This window comes from Telluria sp. PB2R4 (assembly GCF_059685695.1).
This window is the reverse complement of sequence record NZ_JCASIC010000005.1, coordinates 1-18063: the sequence shown is the minus strand read 5'-3', so window position 1 is coordinate 18063 and position 18063 is coordinate 1. Positions and strand designations below refer to the sequence as shown.

General features: G+C 67.7%; 12 protein-coding genes. 9 read left to right on the top strand and 3 right to left on the bottom strand.

Annotated elements, in window-relative coordinates; genetic code table 11:
• Window position 1: 1 nt before the first annotated feature.
• On the bottom strand, window positions 2-2053 hold the full coding sequence (locus tag AC56LU_RS10080; protein ID WP_497175460.1) for a TonB-dependent receptor: 2052 nt from the start codon (window positions 2051-2053) through the stop codon (window positions 2-4).
• A 204-nt stretch (window positions 2054-2257) separates the two neighbouring features.
• On the opposite strand from AC56LU_RS10080, the gene AC56LU_RS10075 reads away from it, so the two are divergent.
• The 4 genes from AC56LU_RS10075 (at window position 2258) to AC56LU_RS10060 (ending at window position 6970) form a co-directional block, all read left to right on the top strand.
• Window positions 2258-3628 (top strand): NfeD family protein, encoded by a 1371-nt coding sequence (locus AC56LU_RS10075; RefSeq protein WP_497175459.1) that lies wholly within the window; start codon window positions 2258-2260, stop codon window positions 3626-3628.
• A gap of 9 nt (window positions 3629-3637) precedes the next feature.
• Entirely contained in the window at window positions 3638-4408 is a 771-nt protein-coding gene (locus tag AC56LU_RS10070; RefSeq protein WP_497175458.1) for a slipin family protein, read from the top strand.
• 265 nt (window positions 4409-4673) lie between these two features.
• Window positions 4674-5996 (top strand): DUF3422 family protein, encoded by a 1323-nt coding sequence (locus AC56LU_RS10065; protein WP_497175457.1) that lies wholly within the window; start codon window positions 4674-4676, stop codon window positions 5994-5996.
• A gap of 116 nt (window positions 5997-6112) precedes the next feature.
• Complete coding sequence (locus tag AC56LU_RS10060) at window positions 6113-6970, top strand: alpha/beta fold hydrolase (protein WP_497175456.1); 858 nt, start codon at window positions 6113-6115, stop codon at window positions 6968-6970.
• Here AC56LU_RS10060 and AC56LU_RS10055 read toward each other — a convergent pair.
• Together AC56LU_RS10055 and lldD are read right to left on the bottom strand one after the other, a co-directional pair.
• Window positions 6934-8097: a GGDEF domain-containing protein gene (locus AC56LU_RS10055; protein ID WP_497175455.1), complete on the bottom strand. Its 1164-nt coding sequence runs from the start codon at window positions 8095-8097 to the stop codon at window positions 6934-6936. The genes AC56LU_RS10060 and AC56LU_RS10055 overlap by 37 nt on opposite strands.
• 236 nt (window positions 8098-8333) lie before the next feature.
• Window positions 8334-9467 carry an FMN-dependent L-lactate dehydrogenase LldD gene (lldD, locus tag AC56LU_RS10050; RefSeq protein ID WP_497175454.1) on the bottom strand — a complete coding sequence of 378 codons (1134 nt, stop codon included), beginning with the start codon at window positions 9465-9467 and terminating at the stop codon, window positions 8334-8336.
• Window positions 9468-9706: 239 nt separating this feature from the next.
• Between lldD and AC56LU_RS10045 the strand changes: the two genes are divergently transcribed.
• Genes AC56LU_RS10045 through AC56LU_RS10025 form a run of 5 tightly spaced genes read left to right on the top strand, consistent with a single transcriptional unit; the run spans window position 9707 to window position 17856 of the window.
• The gene (locus AC56LU_RS10045; RefSeq protein WP_497175453.1) at window positions 9707-11608 is read left to right on the top strand and encodes a rhamnogalacturonan lyase; all 1902 of its coding nucleotides are present in this window, start codon (window positions 9707-9709) and stop codon (window positions 11606-11608) included.
• Window positions 11609-11627: 19 nt separating this feature from the next.
• Window positions 11628-12851: a DUF4861 family protein gene (locus tag AC56LU_RS10040; RefSeq protein WP_497175452.1), complete on the top strand. Its 1224-nt coding sequence runs from the start codon at window positions 11628-11630 to the stop codon at window positions 12849-12851.
• Window positions 12852-12854: 3 nt separating this feature from the next.
• Complete coding sequence (locus tag AC56LU_RS10035) at window positions 12855-15572, top strand: exo-rhamnogalacturonan lyase family protein (protein WP_497175451.1); 2718 nt, start codon at window positions 12855-12857, stop codon at window positions 15570-15572.
• A 20-nt stretch (window positions 15573-15592) separates the two neighbouring features.
• Window positions 15593-16891 carry a rhamnogalacturonan acetylesterase gene (locus tag AC56LU_RS10030; protein ID WP_497175450.1) on the top strand — a complete coding sequence of 433 codons (1299 nt, stop codon included), beginning with the start codon at window positions 15593-15595 and terminating at the stop codon, window positions 16889-16891.
• Window positions 16888-17856: a glycoside hydrolase family 43 protein gene (locus AC56LU_RS10025; protein WP_497175449.1), complete on the top strand. Its 969-nt coding sequence runs from the start codon at window positions 16888-16890 to the stop codon at window positions 17854-17856. Before AC56LU_RS10030 ends, AC56LU_RS10025 begins: the two co-directional genes overlap by 4 nt.
• Window positions 17857-18063: the final 207 nt, after the last annotated feature.

Below are 18063 nucleotides of genomic sequence, written 5' to 3'. Positions count from 1 at the left end.
TTCACAGCTTCACGTTCAGCGACAGGTAGGCGGCGCGCCCCGGCCCCGCCGAGAACATCGGCTGCGCGTCCTGCGCCGGCCAGAAGAAGTTGTCGTACCAGGCATAGGCATGGCGGCGGTCGGCGAGGTTCCGGAGCTGCAGGTCGAGGCTGGTCCTTTCCGACAGCTTGAAGCGCGCGCTGGCGTCGAACAGCACGAAGCCGCCGAACTTGCCCTCGGCATTCGCGCTGTCGATGTAATAGCTGCCCTGCGCACGGCCTTGCAGCCCGAAGCGCCAGCGCTCTGAGGGTTGATAGTCGGCGCCGAGATTGGTGATGCGGCGCGGCGTCGAGAACACCTCGCGGCCCGCCAGCGACATGCCGTCCGCCGTGAAGGCGCTCATCACCTCGGCTTTCTGCAGCGAGTGGGAGAACGTCACGTCGACCCGCTCGCCCACGCGCGCCGACGCCTGCAGGTCGAGTCCTTTCCTGCGCGTCTCGCCCAGGCCGACCGTGGTGCCGGTGGCCGGCATGTTGGCCACCTCGCCGGTGGCGTCCTGCTGCCAAGCCGCGACCCGCAGGTCGATGCCGGCGGCGGGCCGGAACTTGACCCCGATCTCCTTGCCGGTGTTGATCGAGGGCGCGAACTCGGCCTGGCCCGGGGTCAGGTAGGCCGGAGCGCCCGATCCGGTCAGGACCTGGAAGGTGCGGCCCCAGTTGGCGTAGACGCTCAGCTCCTGCGCCGGACTGTAGACCATGCTCAGCTTGGGCTGCCTGATCGGGCCGTAGTCCTGCAGCCGCGCCTGCAGTCCGCTGGTCTGGTTCACGAAGCCGCCGCGGAATTCGTCTACCCGCAGGCCGGGAATGATCTTGAGCGAATCGAGCGGCTGGATGATGGCCTGCACATAGGCGCCCGTGTTTTCCAGGCTGTAGCTGTCGTCGTTCTGGACCGTGGCCGGCGTGGCGAAGCTGGTCGGCAGCGCAAAGCGGTAGCGCAGGCGGCGGTAGCGGTTGTCCTGGCGCTCGGCGTTGATGCCGCCTTCGACCACGAGCCGGGCGCCGGCGCGCCATGTCAGCGTCCCCAGGAAGCCGCGCTGCTCTTCGTCCCAGATGCGTCGCTGGCGCGGCGCCGTGCCGGCCGGATTGCTGGTGAAGCTCACGCGGCGGTCGTCCGCGTAGCGGTTGAAGTATAGCCTGGCACCGACGTGGGTGTACGGCGCGGGCTGCCAGTCGAGGTGGGCGCTCGCATGGCGCATGTCGCGCTCGCTCAGGTCGTTCGCGTTCTTGGCCGGCGACTGGCGGCGGTCGGCGGCCAGTTCGGCCGCGGTGAGGAAGCCGGGCTCCTCGGCATCGTGGCGGTAGCTGCGCAGCACCAGGCCGGCCTTGAGCAGCCGGTCGGCCGAGCTGACGAACCATTTGGCGCCCAGCGTGTGCTTGTCGGAGTCACTGTGCGCGCGGTAGCCGTTCGATGCCTGGCGGGCCACGAAGTAATTCTGGGCGACGCCATCGGCCTCGCGTCCCAGCGCCAGCTGGACTTCGCGGGTGGCGAAGCTGCCGGCGGTGAACCGCCCGTCCAGGTAGTTGCCGCCCTGGCGGGTGCCGAAGTTGATGTTGCCGCCGATGTTGTGCAGGCCGTAGCGCGGGTCGTTGGTGCCGCGCACCACCTCGATGTAGTCGACCTCGAGGGGGAAGACCATGTCGATGAAGCGCTGGTTGCCGCTGTTCACGTTGCTGGGAATGCCGTCGATCAGCACCTTGATGCCATTGATATAGCCTTCTCCATTGAAGGCGCGGAAGGTGGCCTTGCCGGATTCCGCACCCATGCGCGTTTCGGTCAGCTGGATGCCGGGAAGCTGGCCCAGCAGTTCCCAGCTGTTGGCAACGTTCTTGTCCTCGACCTTGTCGGCGCCGAGCACGTCGACCGAAGCCATGACGCCACTGGACAACAGGGGACCGCCGCGCTGGGCGCTCACCCGCACTTCTCCGATCACCATCACGGGGTCGTCCGCGATGGCGGGCTCGCTGAACAGGGGCAGGACGGGAACCAGCAGGATCGGAAGGAACGGGCGCTTCATGGGTCTGGACACTTTCTTGAATGCGAGGCAGCCCATTAATGATAATGCATTCTCGTTATCGACTCAAGTCGACTATTCCGGGAACACCCTTGGGGGTTTCGCTGTCCAAGTCTTGTCCGGTCCAGCCTGCGGCCGGCATCGGTCCGGGGAGGCGATGTGTCAGGCTTTGCTTCGCGCCATCGGCTCGCCACGGCGCCAGCCACGATGCTGGCGTTTCTCGTGTTCGCGCTCCTGGGTTTTTCTCCGGCGGCGATCGTAGCCGCGCCCGGGCCGCCAGCCGTCGGCCTGCTGACGATCGACGGCGCCATCGGCCCGGCCAGCGCCGACCATGTGGCGCGCGGCATCGCGCGCTCGGCGTCGCTCGGGCATGCCCTGCTGGTCCTGCAAATGGATACGCCGGGCGGGCTCGACACCTCGATGCGCACGGTGATCAAGGCCATCCTGGCCTCGCCGGTGCCGGTGGCCGCCTACGTCGCCCCCAGCGGTGCGCGCGCCGCCAGTGCAGGCACCTATCTCCTGTTCGCGAGCCACGTCGCGGCCATGGCGCCCGGCACCAATGTCGGCGCCGCGACACCGGTCGAGATGGGCATCACCCCGCCGCAGCCCGCTCCCGGCGGCCAGCCCCCGCCCGGCGAAACCGGCAAGGCTGCGCCGAAAACCGGCCAGAAAGAGCCGGGCTCGGCCATGCAGGCCAAGGCGATCAACGACGCCGCGGCCTACCTGCGTGCGCTGGCCCAGCTGCGCGGCCGCAATGCCGACTGGGCCGAGCGCGCCGTACGCGACTCAAGCAGCCTGAGTGCAGAGGAAGCCCTGCGGCTGAAGGTTATCGACGTGGTGGCAGCCGACGTCCCCGCCCTGCTGGCGCAGCTCGACGGCCGCACGGTCAGCGTCATGGGCCAGCCGCACCGCCTGCGGACGAAAGGGGCAGTGCTGGTCCAGTTCACGCCCGACTGGCGTACCAATGCGCTGGGGGCGATCGCCAATCCCAGCGTCGCCCTGCTCCTGATGACCGTCGGGCTCTACGGCCTCGTGTTCGAATTCATGAACCCGGGCGCGGTGGCGCCGGGCGTGATCGGCGCCATCTGCCTGCTGCTGGGGCTGTACGCCCTGCAGCTGCTGCCGGTGAACTATGCCGGCCTGGCCCTGATCGTGCTCGGCCTGGGCTTCATGGCGGCCGAAGCCTTCCTGCCCAGTTTCGGCATCCTCGGACTGGGCGGCATCGCGGCCTTTGTCGCGGGCGCGCTGATGCTGGTCGATACCGAGCTGCCCGGCTACGGCATCCCGCCCGGCCTGGTCGGCACGCTCGCCATGGCCAGCGCCCTGCTGCTGTTCGGCACCGTGCGCCTGGCCTTGCGCACGCGGCGGCGCCCGGTGACCAGCGGCGCGGCAAGCATGGTCGGCGCGCTGTGCACGGTCGAGCAGACCGGCCAGCAGCGGCCGCACGAAGCCTGGGTGCGGGTCGAGGGCGAACTCTGGCACGCTATCAGCAGCACGCCGCTGCGCCAGTCGCAGACGGTGCGCATCGTCGGCCGCAGCGGCCTGCAGCTCGAAGTGGTCCCCGTTGACACACCATAGGAGGGCACGATGATCTCGGGTATCGGTATCGGCCTCGGCAGCCTGTTGTTCCTGCTGCTGGCGCTGCTGGTCGCAGCAATCCGCATCCTGCGCGAGTACGAGCGCGGCGTCGTGTTCCAGCTGGGCCGCTTCTGGGGCGTCAAGGGGCCGGGCCTGATCATCCTGATCCCGGTACTGCAGCAGATGGTGCGGGTCGACCTGCGCACCATCGTGCTCGACGTTCCGACCCAGGACGTGATCTCGCGCGACAACGTCTCGGTGAAGGTCAATGCCGTCATCTACTTCCGGGTGGTGGACCCGGAGCGCGCCATCATCCAGGTCGCCAACTTCATGGAAGCCACCAGCCAGCTGGCCCAGACCACCCTGCGCTCGGTGCTCGGCAAGCACGAACTGGACGAGATGCTGGCCGAACGCGAGCGGCTCAACCTCGACATCCAGCAGGTGCTCGACGCCCAGACCGACGCCTGGGGCATCAAGGTGGCCAATGTCGAGATCAAGCACGTCGACCTGGACGAATCGATGATCCGCGCCATCGCGCGCCAGGCCGAGGCCGAGCGCGAACGGCGCGCCAAGATCATCCACGCGGAAGGCGAACTGCAGGCCTCCGAAAAACTGCAGCAGGCCGCACAGGTGCTGTCGCAGCAGGCCGGCGCGATGCAGTTGCGCTACCTGCAGACGCTCGGCGCGATCGCGGGCGACAAGTCGTCCACCATCGTCTTCCCGCTGCCGATCGACGTGCTGGCCGGCCTCGCCGCGGGGGCACGCAAGGAGGCCGGCTAGCCGGAGCGGGGCATCCGCCTCAGTGCGCGCGGCCTCCCGGCTCTCCAGGGATGCGGCACGTCTCGGTACAGCTTCTTCCGGGCCGCCCGCGCCTGCCGGGCGCCTGAAGCAGCCCTGCGCCCATGCAGGCAAGTCTGATGATCATTCCCAACACTTTCCGCTCAAGGTCCTGAGTGTTCGGCGCAAAACTTTTGACGCAGTGCACAAAATTCAGTGTAATGACACAATATACAAAAGATATATTCACCAATTACGAAAGCGCCGAGTGAGAGACTTCAACCCTTCGCTGAACCATCCCCTGCGCGTCCCGCTCGCCGCCGAGCTCCATTCGCGGCCTTTCATGCGGCTCGACGCTCCCGAAGCGATCACCCACCTGGCGGTCTGCCATGGCGGCCAGGCCGGCCCGCCGGCCCAGCATTCGCAGCATCGCGTGCTGGGGGAACTGTGCGGATACTTCGGCGTCGCCGCCCCCGGCCCGGGCAGCAACCACTTCTTCCACGACTTCGGCAGCTTCCGCCTGAAGTGGGAATGCCATACCGAATTCGCCACCTATACGGTGACCACGCCGCTGCCGCCCAACATGGCGCCGCACGAAGCCTTCTCGCACGTGCCGCTGTCCTTCTTGCCCGCTGCCTGGCTGGCCAGCCTGGAAGGCAGCGTGATGGCGGCCGCCCACGTGGCGCTGGTCAGGGGCGACGCCGACGCCTCGCGCCTGGGAGCGGTGTTCGAACGCAACCAGCTGGCCGGCTCCTCGGTCATGCAGGGCGCCGAACTGTGGACCGACTTCGCGATCCAGTCCGATGGCTTCAGCCGCTTCGTGATCCGCGACCTCGGCATGCGCCACCTGCAGGGCGGGCGCCTGGTGCAACGGGTGCTGGAGATCGAAACCTACCGCATGATGGCCCTCCTCGGCTTGCCGGCCGCGCGCACGGTCGGCATGGAGCTGGACCGCATCGAAGCCGAGCTGGCCGGACTGGCCAGCGCCATGGTCGCCACCGACATGGCGCTCGACAAGGGCGCCCACGACGAACAGCGCCTGCTCGGCGACATCACACGGCTGGCGGCGCGCCTGGAGAAGCTGGTGCTCGACAACGGCTACCGCTTCTCGGCGTCGAAAGCCTATTTCGGCATCGTCAAGGCGCGCATCGAGGAGTTGCGCGAAGTGCGCATCGAGGGCACGCCAACGGTGGAAGAATTCATGGAACGCCGGCTGGCGCCGGCCATGCAGACCTGCGGCGCGGTCAACGCGCGCCAGGACGCGCTGGCGCGCCGCATCGCCGACAGCAACGACCTGCTGCGCACCCGGGTCGGCATCGTGCAGGAACTGCAGAACCGCCGCATCCTGGAATCGATGAACGCCCGCGCCGCCCAGCAGCTGCGGCTGCAGCTCGCGGTCGAGGGCCTGTCGGTGGCGGCGATCTCCTACTACCTGGTCGGCCTGCTCGGCTACGCGGGCAAGGCGGCCAAGGCTGCCGGCCTGCCGCTCAATCCGGACCTGGCGCTGGGCATCCTGGTGCCGGTGGTGGCGGGCGCGGTGTGGCTGGCGCAGCGGCGGGTGCATCACCGCATCGGGCGCCGTGGGCACTAGGAGCGCATCAAGTCACCGCATGGGATGCCGGGCGTTGCTCATCCCTAAGGAACGCGCGCCCCACAACAGTTCGGCTACCCTCCAGAGGCATGCATCCTTTGGAAGGAGAACACGATATGCACCACATTCGTTGTGGCACCGGAAAACCGCTGCTCCTGGTACATGGCCTCGGAGGTCATTGGCAAAGTTGGGAACCGATCCTGGACCATCTTGCCGCGACCCGCGAAGTGATTGCCCTGGACCTGCCCGGCTTTGGCCGGACCCCGCGCCTGCGCGGCGAGACCTCGATCCGGACCTTGGCCGATGAGGTCGCGGCCTTCATCCACGCCCACGGCCTGGCCGGTATCGACGCGGTCGGCAGTTCGATGGGCGCACGCCTGGTACTGGAACTTGCGCGTCGCGGCGGCATCGTCGGCGGCGTGGTATCGCTCAACCCGGGTGGCTTCTGGCAAGGGTGGGAACGCCACGCATTCTTCAGCTCGATCTATCTCTCGATCCGCCTATTGCGCCTGCTGCGTCCGGCACTTCCCGCGCTGTGCAACACGGCCATTGGACGTACCCTGCTGCTGGCCCAGTTCAGTGCCCGGCCGGCCAGACTGGACCCAGGCATCGTGAGCAGGGAATTGTGCAGCTATATCACGGCGCCGGCCTTCGACGAACTACTGGCCGAGCTTGCCTACGGCGAAGAACAGCGCGGCGCTCCGCGCCACAGCATCGCGCACCCGCTCGTCATCGGCTGGGGACGTAGCGACCGGGTCTGCTTCCCGCGCCAGGCATGGCGAGCCAAGGCGGCCTTTCCGGATGCGCAGCTGTACTGGTTCGACCGCTGCGGCCACTTTCCGCATTGGGACGCGCCCGGCGAGACCGTGCACCTGATCCGGAACGCCCTGTCCGGCCGAAACGACGTGCTGGTGCGCGCAGACCGCCCGGCCCAGGCTCAGGCCGCGCTGGCAGGCTCCCATTCCTTCACGTGAACCTGGTTGCGGCCACTGCGTTTGGCCGCGTACATCATTTCATCGGCATGCGCGACCAGGGCGTGGCTGGCAATGCCCGGCAGCTCGGGCGAAAGGCGCGCGCTGACCACGCCAAAGCTTGCCGTCGCGTTCACGCGGACATGGCCGTGCAGGCTGCTGGTTTCGGCAAGGCGTGTGCGCATGCGCTCGGCAAGGGCTTGGCCGTCAGCCAGGCCGGTGTCGGGGAGGATCAGCAGGAATTCTTCGCCGCCGTAGCGCACAACGGTATCGGTGCCGTCACGCGTCATCGACAGCAGCAAGCCTGCGAAATCCTGCAGGAGCACGTCGCCCGCCTGGTGGCCGAGGGTATCGTTGATGGCCTTGAAACCGTCCAGGTCGCACATGATGATGGTCAGCGAGCCGCCCCGGCGCCGCGTGCGCTTGATTTCCGCGTCCAGCAGGCCGGTGTTCAGGTGGCGGCGGTTGAAGGCGCCGGTGAGGGGGTCGCGTACAGACTGGTTGATCAGGATTTGCTGGGTCCAGTATTGACGGCGCGACGAACGGGCGTCGCGGCGCGCGGCAGCCGCGCCGAACAGGTTCGCGAGCAGCAGAAGCAAGGCCATGGTCGACAGATGGCGCGGACTGACCGTACCAAGCGTATGCGCGAGCACGAGAAAGCCGGCGCTGGCGCCGAGTGCGACGACCGTTGCATTGACCAGGCGGTTCGGAATGAACAAATACACGATGATCAGCATGATCGCCATCGACATGCCATGAAGTAGCAGCTCGCCCCGCAAATACGTGACCAGCAAGAACGATAGCATCGCCAGACCCGTGAACGCGGTGGCCGCGCGATGGGCGGTTCTCCCTGGTGCAGTGCTGCGGCGGGTCAGCACGATACCTGTCAGGGCCACGCCGGCAACGGTTAAACGGACGATGAACAGGGCGAGCGCCTGGCTGCTCTGGCCGAGATGGGCCACATCGACAAGCGCAAATATCAGGTAGAAGATCGCGCAAAATGAGAGCGAACGAGTCAATTCATGCCGGATGATGCGGCCCTGGTCGCGCAGGAATGCCGATTCGAGACTGGTGGAAATGAATTCACCGCGCCAGCGCGCAATGGCGCCGGCGGACTGCAACTTGGACATTGAGGATGGCGTAGGACCGGGTAGAAGGCCGACTGTAGCGACTTATTTATTTGCTGTAAAGAATTTACGCAAGCCAGAATGCAATATGTGCGTCGATGTGCGCCGATTCGGCTGGTCATTTGCGGACATCGGTGGCCCGGCGTCGGGCGTCCGATGGCGGCCGCGTTCCATGCCTCTACGAAGCATGGCGCACGCGGCGACGAACCAGTGCTCGCGCAGCCGCGGCCGGACAGGCCTTACTTCGCCAGCAAGTGTGGCCCGATCTCCCCCACCGACTGCACGCCGGTCAGGACCATGTTGGTGCGCAGGTCCTTCTCCATGATCGCCAGCAGGCGCTCCACCCCGGCCTGCCCCTGCGTCGCCAGCGCGTACACGAACGCACGCCCGATCAGCACTCCGTCCGCGCCGAGGGCCAGCATGCGGAACACATCGGTCCCGGTGCGCACGCCGCCGTCCGCGAAGATGGTGAGCTTGCCTTTCACTTCGGCGGCGATCGCCGGCAGCGCTTGTGCGGAAGACGGCGCCCCGTCCAGCTGGCGCCCGCCGTGGTTGGACACCACGATGCCGTCGGCGCCGAAGGCCACCGCGTCGCGCGCATCCTCCGGGTCGAGGATGCCCTTGATGATCAGCTTGCCCTTCCACTCGTCGCGAATCCACTGCAGGTCGGGCCAGGCGATGCCCGGATCGAAGTTGGCGCCGAGCCAGCCGATGTAGTCGGCCAGGCCGGTGGCGTTGCCGCGGTAGGCCGAGATGTTGCCGAGGTCGTGCGGGCGCCCGAGCACACCCACGTCCAGCGCCCAGCGCGGATGCGCCATCGCCTGCAGCACGCGCCGCAGCGGCCCGTTCGGACCGCTCATGCCGCTGTGCGCATCGCGGTAGCGCGCGCCCGGCACCGGCATGTCCACCGTGAACACCAGGTTGGTCGCGCCCAGCTCCCAGGCGCGCCGCATCACGTCGCGCATGAAGCCGCGGTCCTTCAGCACGTACAGCTGGAACCAGATCGGATTCGATGCCTGGGCCGCCACCTCGGCGAGCGGGCACACCGACACGGTGGACTGGATGAAGGGGATGTTGCTTTTGCAGGCCGCGCGCACCGCCTGCACCTCGCCGCGGCGTGCGTACATGCCGGTCAGGCCGACCGGCGCCAGCGCGATCGGCAGCGAATAGTCCTTGCCGAGCCACGCGACGCCGAGGTCCAGCTGCTCGGAACCGCGCAGCACGCGCTGGCGCAGCTTGACCGCCTGCAGGTCGTCGACATTGCTGCGCAGCGTCTGCTCGGCGCCGGCGCCGCCATCGAGGTAGTGGAACAGGAAGGGCGGGAGCCGGCGGCGGGCCGCTTCGCGGAAATCGGTGGCGGACGAGATGATCATGGACTGGCTGGTAGGAAACGAATCCGCACAGTCTACGCCGGCATGCGCACGGGCGTCCATATCCCCCTGTGCTCAATCCGCGCATCGATCAGTGCGTTGATCGCTCCAACTGTATTCACAGCGTGCAGGATTCGCTCAAGCGCTTGACTAAATGGGCCGTGAAACAGCCCGATTGTTGACACTGCCCGCATGGCACCGAATACTCGGATGAGCTATTTCGACGCCTAACCCAGGACACCATGGCTTCCCACACACACAATAATACGCTGCAGCGCAGCATCGCTCTCGGCATGCTGGCCCTCGCCTGCACCGCCTGCGCCACGACCGGCAGCACCCCCGCCGTCACCCAGCTCGCGGGCAAGCAGCTCGAACGCCTCGACCGCGGCGTGGTCGCGATCCATACACAGGGCGGCAATTTCGTCAGCTGGCGCGCACTCGCCGGCGAAGATGCCACCAGCTTCAACCTCTACCGCGACGGCAAGCGCATCAACGACAAGCCGCTGGCGGTCACCAACTTCGTCGACCCAGGGGCCATTGCCGGCGCCAGCTACAGGGTGCGGGCAGTACGCGGCAACGCCGAGATCCCGGGCAGCGCGGACGGCACGAAGGCGGCCGCCGCCTGGGCCCAGCCCTACCTCACCATCCCGCTGCGCAAGCCGGAAGGCGGCGTCACCCCGGACGGCGTCGCCTACACCTACCAGGCGAACGACGGCTCGGCCGCCGACCTCGATGGCGACGGCCGCTACGAGCTGCTGGTCAAGTGGCAGCCGACCAACGCCAAGGATAACTCGCAAAGCGGCCACACCGGCTCGACCTACATCGACGCCTACAAGCTGGACGGCAGCTTCATGTGGCGCATCGACTTGGGCAAGAACATCCGCGCCGGCGCCCACTACACCACCTACCTCGCCTACGACTTCGACGGCGACGGCCGCGCCGAGGTGATGATGAAGACCGCCGACGGCAGCGTCGACGGCCAGGGCAAGCTTATTGGCGACCCCAAGGCCGACTACCGCAACGGGCGCGGCTTCATCCTGGAAGGCCCCGAATTCCTGACCGTGTTCGATGGCCGCAGCGGCGCCGCGCTGGCCAGCACCGCTTACCTGCCTGCCCGTGGCGGCAACGGCGCCGCCTGGGGCGACAGCAACGGCAACCGGGTCGACCGCTTCCTGGGCGGCGTGGCTTACCTCGACGGCAAGCGCCCGAGCGCGGTGTTCGCGCGCGGCTACTACACGCGCGCCGTGCTGGCGGCCTGGGACTGGCGCGACGGCAAACTGTCGCAGCGCTGGGTGTTCGACAGCGACACGCCGGGCAACACCGCCGCCGCCGGCCAGGGCGCGCACTGGATGGCGGTGGCCGACGCCGACGGCGACGGCCGTGACGACATCGTCTATGGCGCCGCCACCATCACCAGCGGCGGCAAGCTGATGTACAGCTCGAACCTGTGCCACGGCGACGCCCTCCACGTCACCAAGCACGACCCGAGCCTCCCCGGCCTGCAGGTCTTCATGGTCCACGAGTCGCCCAAATGCTACCAGGGCAACGGCGCCGCCATGCGCGACGCCGCCACCGGCAAGGTACTGTGGGGCATCCCGAGCACCATCGACGTCGGCCGCGGCATCTGCATGGACATCGACGCCGCCCATCCGGGCAACGAATGCTGGGCCTCCGTGGGCGGCATCACCAACCCGGCCGGCGGCCTGTTCAGCGCAAAGGGCGTGCAGATCTCGCCGGTGCGTCCACGCGCCTACAACTTCGGCCTCTGGTGGGACGGCGACCTGCTGCGCGAATCGCTCGACGGCACCAGAATCGAGAAGTGGAACCCGCAGGCCCGGCGTCTCGAACCGCTGCTCGACGGCGCCCAGTACAAGGCGGCCTCGAACAACGGCACCAAGGCCAACCCGGTGCTGTCGGCCGACCTGTTCGGCGACTGGCGCGAAGAGGTCGTGTGGAGGAGCAGCACTGACGATGCCCTGCTGGTGTTCAGCACCACGTTGCCGACCCGTCACCGCCTGAACACGCTGATGCACGACTCCCAGTACCGGGCGCAGGTGGCGGCCCAGAACGCGGCCTACAACCAGCCGCCGCACCCCAGCTTCTTCCTCGGCGAAGGCATGACGCCGCCGCAGGTAACCAATTAATACTGATAAGCGCACTGATATGACAACTCGTTTCTCCCTGAGCACCATTGCCGTTGCCGCCCTCCTCGCCACCGGCTCCGCCACTGCGGCCGAGCGCCTCACGGTCACCATCAGCCACAACCTCGACATCGCCCGCCCCGCCGAAACCATCGCCATCCCCTGGACGAAGGTCAACGAGGCCCTGCCGCAGGCCCTGAACCAGCAACTCGTGGTCAAGGATGCCTCGGGCCGCGTTCTGCCCTACCAGGTCACCAATATCGCCCCCACGGGCAAGGACCCCAAGTTCATCGGCGCCGCCTATGGCGAGCTGTTGTTCCAGGTCGATTTCAAGCCGGGCGAGAAGCGCACCACCGTCACCATCGAGAAGGCCGGCGCCACGGTGCCGCCGTTCCCGGCCAAGACCACGGCCCGCTTCGTGCAGGAGCGCCTCGACGACTTCGCCTGGGAGAACGACAAGCTGGCCCACCGCACCTACGGGCCTGCGCTGGGCGCCCCGGCGCCAACGGGCAGCGACAAGGAAGTGCTGGTCACGAGCGGCATGGACATCTGGTTCAAGCGCGTGCCCTACCCGATCGTCGACCGCTGGTACAACATCGGCCACGACCATTACCACGTGGATGAAGGCGAAGGCATCGACATGTACAACGTCGGCCCGACCCGCGGCGCCGGCGGCACCGGCATCTGGGACGGCAAACAGCTGTACGTCGGCACCAACTACGCCAGCTGGAAAATCCTGGCCAATGGCCCGGTGCGCACCGTGTTCGAGCTGCATTACAACGGCTGGGACGCCGCGGGCACCAAGGTGGCCGAGGTCAAGCGCTTCACCGTCGACGCCGGCCGCTACTTCGACCGCATCGACAGCACGTTTACCTTTGCCGGTCCGGCCAGCCTGAACGCCGCGGTAGGCCTGAACAAGCGCCCCAGCGACAAGGGCCAGGAAGTGAAGGTCGACTTCAGCGAGAATAAAAAGGATGGCAGCCTGGTGCAATGGGTCACCCAGAAGAGCTTCGGCGACTTCGGCGTGGCCGTGATCGTGCCGAGCGCCTCCGGATTCGCCGCCGACGAGCGCAACGGCCTGGTGATTGCGCCGGTGGTTTCCGGCAAGCCGCTCAGCTACCACGTGGGCGCGGCCTGGACCCGCGGTAGCACCTTCGCCAACCAGGCCGACTGGCAGCGCCACGTCGCCGAGGAAGCGGCGCGCCTGCGTGCGCCGGTGGCAGTCAGCCTGGCAAAAGGAAACTGACCGATGGCCCCGTTGTCCCGCCGGAGCTTCTTCAAGACCGGCGCGCTGGCGGCGGCGCTGCCGCTCGGCGTGCGCGCGGTCGATGCCGTCGCCGCGCCCGCTGCACCCGCTTCTCCGACGGTCGCCGACATGTCGTGGCTGGAGGGTGCGCCGTCGCTCATGACCGGCACCACCTTCGGCGTACCCTGGCCGCGCGGCGCCCTGCGCAAGGACCAGGCCTTCAGCCTCGCGGGCCCAGGGGGCGAACTGGCCTGCCAGAGCTGGCCGATTGCCTACTGGCCGGACGGCTCGCTCAAGTGGACCGCCCACGCGCTGCCGGTACGAGGCCCCGCCATGCCCGGGCGCCTGCAGCTGCACCCCGGTAAAGCGCGCGCCCCTGCCCAGGCGCTGGACGTCAAGGAGCGTCCCGACGCCATCGTGGTCAATACCGGCGTCATCGAATGCGTCGTCCCGCGCCAGGGAGGCGAGATCATCCGCAGTATCCGGCGTAAGGTCGGCAACACTGCGCGCGACATCGCGCGCGCGGGCAAGCTGATCGCGCTGAGCGACGACCAGCCGGACGGCAGCACGCGCCAGACGGCGTACGAAAGCCAGCTCACCCGCGTCACGCTCGAGCAGCGCGGCCCGATACGCAGCGTGGTGAAACTCGACGGCATGCACCGTGCCCTGGGCGGCACGCGTTCCTGGCTGCCCTTCACCGTCCGCCTCTACTTCTACGCCGGCGCCGAATCGGTGCGCATCATGCATACCTTCGTCTTCGACGGCGACGAGCAGAAGGATTTCGTGCGCGGGATCGGCCTGCGCTTCGACGTGCCGATGGCGGACGAGCCGCACGACCGGCACGTGCGCTTCGCCGGAGAATTACAGGACAACAGCGGCGGCCTCTGGGCCGAAGGCGTACGTAACCTCACCGGCCTGCGGCGCGACCCCGGCGAGGCGGTGCGCAAGGCGCAGCTGGCCGGGCTGCCAACACCCGAGATTGCCGAGCGCGTGCGCAAGAACATGCACTACGTCCCGGCCTGGGGCGACTACAGCCTGTCGCAATTCTCCGCCGACAGTTTCCGCATCCGCAAGCGCACCAAGGCCGGCCATGGCTGGATCGATGCGGCCTGGGGCCGGCGCGCGCCGGGCCTGGGCTATATCGGCGGCGCCTCGGGCGGCGTCGCTTTCGGCCTGCGCGACTTCTGGCAGCGCCACCCGACCCAGCTCGACATCCGCAATGCGCACACGGACGCCGCCCAGGTCACGCTCTGGATGTGGTCGCCCGACGCCCCCGCGATGGACCTGCGCTTCTACCACGACGGCATGGGCATGGACACCCACGCCGAAGAACTGCAGGCGCTCGACATCACCTATGAAGACTATGAAAAAGGCTTCGGTACCCCGGTCGGCGTCGCCCGTAGCAGCGAACTGACGCTGTGGGCGCTGGATGCGACTCCGGCGCGCGAGCGCCTGGTGCAGATGGCCGCTGTGGTAGCGACGCCGCCGCAGCTGGTGGCCGCCCCGAGCCACATCCTCGCCACCCGCGTGTTCGGCAATATGTGGGCCCTGCCCGACCGCTCCACGCCTGCCAAGGCGCGCATCGAGGACCGGCTGAACGCCCATTTCGCCTTCTACCGCGACGAGGTCGAGCAGCGCCGCTGGTACGGTTTCTGGGACCATGGCGACGTGCGCCACACCTACGATGCCGACCGCCACGAATGGCGCTACGACGTCGGCGGCTACGCCTGGGCCAACTCCGAGCTCTCGCCCGACCTGTGGCTGTGGTATTCCTTCCTGCGTACCGGCCGCGCCGACATCTTCCGCATGGGCGAGGCCATGGTGCGCCACACCAGCGACGTCGACACCTACCACCTGGGCCGTTTCGCCGGGCTGGGCACGCGCCACAACGTCCAGCACTGGGGCTGCAGCGCCAAGCAGGTGCGCATCAGCACTGCGGTTTACCGCCGCATGTACTACTACCTGACGGCGGACGAACGCATCGGCGACGTGATGCGCGAAGTGCTGGATGCCGACACCCGCCTGGACGCGGTCGACCCGGTGCGCAAGCTCCCCAACGCGCCGCCCAAGGGACCCTATCCAGTGCGCGCCAGCTTCGGCACCGACTGGGCCTCGCTGGCGGCGAACTGGCTGACCGAATGGGAGCGCAGCGGCAGCACCACGTTCCGCGACAAGATCTTCACCGGCATGCGCGACATCGCAGCCATGCCGCGCGGCTTCTTCAGCGCCGAACGCATGGGCTACGATCCGCAGACCGGACGCCTGCACAACATGATCGGCGACGGCGTCGCCGCCTCGCACCTGAATGCGGTGTTCGGCGCCATCGAGATCTTCGACGAGCTGATCAACCTCACCGGCGACAAGGCGTTCGAGAAGGCCTGGATCGAGTACTGCGAACTGTACAACGCCCCAAGCGAGGAACAGGTGCGCCGCCTGGGCAGGAAGCACGGCGGCACCGATGCCCTCTACCTCGGCAACTCGCGCATGACGGCCTATGCGGCCTGGAAGCGCAAGGATCCCGGGCTGGCGCGCCGCGCCTGGAAGGAATTCACCGGCGGGAACCGCCCCTATCCGGCCTTCGCGCCCAAGCGCGTCGCGGGCGCGGCCGTGCTCAACCCGGTGAACGAAGTCCCGTGGGTGACCACCAACGACACCGCGCAATGGGGCCTGGCCGCGATCCAGAACCTGGCCCTGATCGGCGACGCCCTGCCGGCATCCTGAACCAAAAAAAAGAAGACCACATGAGACCTGTACTCAAGCGCACCCTGTGCGCCCTCGCCGCCGCCAGCCTGCTGGCCGGCTGCGCCTCCCAGCCACCGTCTAGCCAGGCCCTGCGCTTCGCCTTCGACGGGACCGCGCCAGCCGGCTACACCGCCGTGACCCCGGACGCGACCTACGACGCCACGCGCGGCTACGGCTTCGAGCCGGGCGCCCGCGGCAGCTATTTTTCGGTCGACCTCCCGGAAGGCAACTACCGCGTGACGGTGACCCTGGGCGACGACAAGGAAGCCGGCAGCACCACCATCAAGTCCGAACTGCGCCGCCTGATGCTCGAGAACGTCGAGACCGCGCCCGGCCAGAAAATCGCGCGCAGCTTCATCGTCAACGTGCGCACCCCGCGGATTCCCGCGGTTGCCGGCATCGCCGCCGGCGACGTGAAGCTCAACGTCCCGCGCGAGACCGTCACCGAAGCCTGGGCCTGGGACAAGCGCCTGACACTGGAATTCAACGGCAGCCGTCCGGCCGTGCGCAGCGTGGAAATCGTACCGGTACAGGTGCCCACCCTGTTCCTGCTGGGCGACTCCACCGTCAGCGACCAGCCCGGCGAGCCCTACAACAGCTGGGGCCAGATGCTGCCGCGCTTCTTCAAGCCGACGGTGGCGGTGGCCAACTACGCGCAGTCGGGCGAGACCTACCGCGACTCGTTGGCCAAGCGCCGCATCGACAAGATCCTGACCCAGATGAAGCCGGGCGATACGCTCCTGATGCAGTACGGGCACAACGACCAGAAGCAGATCGCCTCCGGCAAGGGCGGCCCCTTCACCACCTACAAGGCCGAGATCAAGACCCACGTCGAGATGGTGCGCGCGCGCGGCGGCTTGCCGGTCATCGTCTCGTCGATGGAGCGGCGCCGCTTCGACGCAGGCGGAAATATCCAGCTCACCCTGACCGACTATGCCGAAGCGGCGCGCCAGTCGGCGCAGGAGCTGGACGTGCCCTTCATCGACCTGCACAAGATGAGCCAGGCCATGTATGCGGCGCTCGGCGTCGAGGGCTCGAAGGCCGCCTTTGCCCTGCCCGCCCCGGACCGTCTCGACAACACCCACCACAACAACTACGGCAGCTACGTGCTGGCCAAGGCGATCGTGCTCGGCATGCGCGATGCGAGGCTGCCGCTGGCCAGCCACGTGGTCGACGGTTTCGCCTTCGATCCGGCGCGTCCGGATCCGGTCGCCGCCTTCGCGGTGCCGCCGAGCCCGGGCCGCAAGGCGGAGCGCCCGGCCGGCGACGAAAGCAATCGCGCCGGGGGCGCCCAATGAAGCGCCGCGCGCTGTTGACCGCCATCGCCGCGCTGGGCGGCACGGCGATCGCCGGCTGCGCGCCACTCCTGCGCACCGAAGAGAAGCAGGCCTACCTGTTTGCCTACTTCATCGGCAACGGCGCCGACGGCCTGCACCTGGCCGCCAGCCGCGACGGCTATGTGTGGGAAGCGCTGCGCGGCGGCGCCAGCTTCCTTACGCCTACCGTGGGCAAACACAAGCTCATGCGCGACCCGAGCCTGGTGCGTGGGCCGGACGGCCTGTACCACATGGTCTGGACCAGCGGCTGGAACGACCGCGGCATCGGCTACGCCTCCTCGCCCGACCTGATGACCTGGTCGCCCCAGCGCGACATCCCCGTGATGGCGCACGAAGCGACCGCCCTGAACGCCTGGGCGCCCGAGATCTGCTACGACGAACGCAAGCAGCACTACCTGATCCTGTGGTCGTCCACCATCCCGGGGCGTTTCCCCGAGACCGAGGGCAAGAGCGAGGAAAAGTACAACCACCGCATCTACGCCACCACGACCAGGGACTTCGCCAGCTTCACGCCGACCCGCCTGTATTACGATCCGGGTTTCTCGGTGATCGACGCAACGCTGGCGCGCGCCTTCGGCAAGGACTGGCTGCTGGTGAAGGACGAGACCCGCTATCCGCCCCTGAAGCACCTGCGTGTCGCCCAGGCGTCCAGCTTCGACGGTCCGTTCGGTGCGCTGGCGGCGCCGATTACGCCGTCCGGGCTGTGGAGCGAAGGGCCGAGCGTGCTGCAGGTGGGGGATGAGGTGATCGTGTACTACGACGCTTATACGGCCGGCCACTACGGGGCGCTACGTACACGCGACATGGTGAACTGGGAGGACGTGACGCCGAAGCTGCGATTCCCGGGTGCCGGGACGAAGCAGCGGGTGCGGCATGGGACGGCGTTTGCAGTGCCGGCGAGCCTGGTTGAAAAGCTTAAATCGTAGGGTGGGCGGCTCTGCCGCCCACGCGTTCAACTCCCTCACGATCAGCCCGTGCGGCTGAATCAACCGTAACTATCACCGCGTGGGCGGGAAACCCTGTATGGCACAGGGACATAGGTAACAGTTGTCTAGGGACATAGGTAACACCTTTTATGATCGTCGCACGACCGTTAAAGGAGCGTGCGATGCCTTGGAAGGAGTGTTCCCGGA

Bases quoted from the DNA above. Each gene is read 5' to 3' on its own strand.
- lldD (WP_497175454.1), bottom strand. From the start codon at position 9,467: ATGATCATCTCGTCCGCCACCGATTTCCGCGAAGCGGCCCGCCGCCGG.
- AC56LU_RS10040 (WP_497175452.1), top strand. From the start codon at position 11,628: ATGACAACTCGTTTCTCCCTGAGCACCATTGCCGTTGCCGCCCTCCTC.
- AC56LU_RS10080 (WP_497175460.1), bottom strand. From the start codon at position 2,053: ATGAAGCGCCCGTTCCTTCCGATCCTGCTGGTTCCCGTCCTGCCCCTG.
- AC56LU_RS10045 (WP_497175453.1), top strand. From the start codon at position 9,707: ATGGCTTCCCACACACACAATAATACGCTGCAGCGCAGCATCGCTCTC.
- AC56LU_RS10070 (WP_497175458.1), top strand. From the start codon at position 3,638: ATGATCTCGGGTATCGGTATCGGCCTCGGCAGCCTGTTGTTCCTGCTG.
- AC56LU_RS10025 (WP_497175449.1), top strand. From the start codon at position 16,888: ATGAAGCGCCGCGCGCTGTTGACCGCCATCGCCGCGCTGGGCGGCACG.
- AC56LU_RS10060 (WP_497175456.1), top strand. From the start codon at position 6,113: ATGCACCACATTCGTTGTGGCACCGGAAAACCGCTGCTCCTGGTACAT.
- AC56LU_RS10035 (WP_497175451.1), top strand. From the start codon at position 12,855: ATGGCCCCGTTGTCCCGCCGGAGCTTCTTCAAGACCGGCGCGCTGGCG.
- AC56LU_RS10075 (WP_497175459.1), top strand. From the start codon at position 2,258: ATGCTGGCGTTTCTCGTGTTCGCGCTCCTGGGTTTTTCTCCGGCGGCG.
- AC56LU_RS10030 (WP_497175450.1), top strand. From the start codon at position 15,593: ATGAGACCTGTACTCAAGCGCACCCTGTGCGCCCTCGCCGCCGCCAGC.
- AC56LU_RS10055 (WP_497175455.1), bottom strand. From the start codon at position 8,097: ATGTCCAAGTTGCAGTCCGCCGGCGCCATTGCGCGCTGGCGCGGTGAA.